Origin of the sequence: Caenispirillum bisanense, from assembly GCF_039523075.1 — a bacterium.
Classification (GTDB): domain Bacteria; phylum Pseudomonadota; class Alphaproteobacteria; order Rhodospirillales; family Rhodospirillaceae; genus Caenispirillum; species Caenispirillum bisanense.
Map to the genome: position 1 here is coordinate 1 of NZ_BAAAEP010000114.1, position 2708 is coordinate 2708.

Consider the following 2708-nt stretch of genomic DNA (forward strand, 5'->3'; position numbering starts at 1 on the left):
GGCGGCGGGGGCGGCGGCGACCAGCGCCGCTTCCACCGGCGCCGGGGCGGCGGCCTGGGGAGCCGGCTCGGTGGCCGGCGCCGGGGCCGGCGGCGGCGCTTCCAGCGGGCGCACGGTGGTCACCGGGCGGCGGCGGATGCTCTCGTCATAGCGGGCGTTGCCGCTGTCGCCCACCAGGCCGCGCTCCACCTCGCCGACGGCGCGGGCCGCGGCCGCCGGATCATCGGCGACATCGGACGAATCTTCACCAAACATGGAACAAGAGGCGATGATGGACATTCCCATCAGCAGCGCGCCGGCCTTAAGGCCGCGACGGCTCCCCGTTTTCACCGCTGCCACGATCTTTTGCCTATCCACCATGACGTCTCCGAACCTTCGTTTTCCGCTTCGGCAACAATTCGGTCAACAAACGCGGCTTTATGTCGCGCCGGTCCCTCACTACAGTGTGGCGAGGGCGATGACAACGGTCGGCCGCGGCGGGAGTATACAGGGCGGGGATGCGCAAGCCCAGTCCGGCCTTGCATGCCGTTCCGGGGCACTTCCGAGTTAGAACAATGGACAACGCCCGCCGTTCAATCGTAGCTTCGAGCGGAATACCCGCACCCGAAGAGCTGGCAAGCCGCGTCCGCATCTTTTGTCCGTCCAGGTAACCACGGACGGTTCCACGCTAAGGACTGCACAATGGCCGAACATCAGGACCCCGATCTGAAGATGCCCGACCCCGCAGAACTCACCAAGGCGATGACCGGCATTGCCGAGCGCAGCCAGCGCCTCGTGTCCGAGTTCCTCGCCCGCCAGGCACAGAACCCGGAGGTTCAGGTCAACGACCCGCTGAACCTCGGCCAGGCCTTCCTTGAAATGACCACGCGCCTGATGGCGGACCCGACCAAGCTGGTCGAGGCCCAGATGACGCTGTGGCAGAACTACCTCCAGCTGTGGACCAACACCGCCCGCCGCATGATGGGCGAAAAGACCGACCCGGTGGTGACGCCCGAACCCGGCGACCGCCGCTTCAAGGACGAGACGTGGCAGGACAACGAAGTCTTCGACTTCATCAAGCAGTCCTACCTGCTGACGTCGCGGTTCGTGCAGGACGTGGTCAACCAGACCGACGGCATGGACGACCACACCCGCAAGAAGCTCGACTTCTTCACCAAGCAGTACGTGGACGCCATGGCGCCCACCAACTTCGCCCTGACCAACCCGGAAGTGCTGCGCGCCACCGTGGAAAGCGGCGGCGAGAACCTGGTGAAGGGCCTGGAGCACCTGCTGGACGACCTGGAGCGCGGCCACGGCCGGCTGCGCATCTCCATGACCGACGAGAAGGCCTTCACGGTCGGCGAGAACGTCGCCGCCACCCCCGGCCAGGTGGTCTTCCAGAACGACCTGATGCAGCTGATCCAGTACACCCCCACCACCGAAAAGGTGCGCGAGGTGCCGCTGGTGATCGTGCCGCCGTGGATCAACAAGTTCTACATCCTCGACCTGCGGCCCAAGAACAGCTTCATCAAGTGGTGCGTCGACCAGGGCCACACCGTCTTCGTCATCAGCTGGGTCAACCCGGACGAGAAGCTGGCCCAGAAGTCGTTCGAAGACTACATGCGCGAAGGCACCCTGGCGGCCATGGAACAGGCCCGCGCGCAGACCGGCGCCGCCAAGGTGAACATGGTCGGCTACTGCCTGGGCGGCACCCTGCTCGCCTCCACCCTGGCCTATCTGGCCGCCACGGGCGAGGCGGACCAGGTGGCGTCGTCCACCTTCCTGACCACGCTGACCGACTTCGAGAAGGCCGGCGACCTGAAGGTGTTCATCGACGAGGACCAGCTGAAGAGCCTGGAAACCAAGATGGACGAAGCCGGCTACCTGGACGGCGCCGACATGGCGACCACGTTCAACATGCTGCGCGCCAACGACCTGATCTGGTCCTTCGTCATCAACAACTACCTGCTGGGCAAGGACCCGTTCCCCTTCGACCTGCTGTACTGGAACAGCGACAGCACCCGCATGCCCGCCGCCATGCACAAGTTCTACCTGCGCAAGATGTACCTGGAGAACAAGCTGCGCGAGCCCGGCGGCATCGAACTGTGCGGCACACCCATCGACCTGGGGGCGGTGAAGACGCCGGTCTACATGCTGTCCACCCGCGAAGACCACATCGCCCCGTGGGTGGCGACCTACGAACTGATGAACCGGGTCGCCGGCAAGTCCAAGTTCGTGCTGTCGGCCTCCGGCCACATCGCCGGCGTGGTCAACCCGCCGGCCGCCGCCAAGTACTGCTACTGGACCAACAGCCGCAAGGCCAAGACGGCCGATGCCTGGCTGAAGGGGGCGGAGCAGCACGAAGGCTCGTGGTGGACCGACTGGGATGCCTGGGTGAAGGCCTTCGGCGGCAAGGAAGTGGCGCCCCGCGACCCCGCCAAGGGCAAGCTGAAGGCGCTGGAACCGGCCCCCGGCAGCTATGTGAAGATGCGCGCCGTGTGACCGGCTGACCTTTTCAGCCGTTCGGCGTCAGTCATCGGCAACGGGGACGACCGGCGGGTCGTCCCCGTTCGCGTATGGAGGCCGACGCCGCCGGCCCCCTGACATCCCGCCCGCCCCGCCCCTGCCCCTGCCCGATCCGCCGTGCGAGGTGCCCGCCATGACCAGCCTCACCCGACGCCATGTTCTCGCCGCCGGCGGTGCCGCCGCCGGAACGGCGCTGCTGCTGT

General features: G+C 66.5%; 1 protein-coding gene and 1 pseudogene. One reads left to right on the forward strand and one right to left on the reverse strand.

What is annotated here, in order from left to right:
• Window positions 1-279: pseudogene (locus ABD056_RS22630) on the reverse strand (hypothetical protein); the annotation flags it as partial.
• A gap of 402 nt (window positions 280-681) precedes the next feature.
• Here ABD056_RS22630 and ABD056_RS22635 point away from each other — a divergent pair.
• Complete coding sequence (locus tag ABD056_RS22635) at window positions 682-2481, forward strand: PHA/PHB synthase family protein (RefSeq protein WP_343870552.1); 1800 nt, start codon at window positions 682-684, stop codon at window positions 2479-2481.
• The last annotated feature ends 227 nt before the right edge of the window (window positions 2482-2708 follow it).

Excerpts from the sequence above, each read along its gene's own strand:
- ABD056_RS22635 (WP_343870552.1), top strand. The coding sequence starts at position 682 with ATGGCCGAACATCAGGACCCCGATCTGAAGATGCCCGACCCCGCAGAA.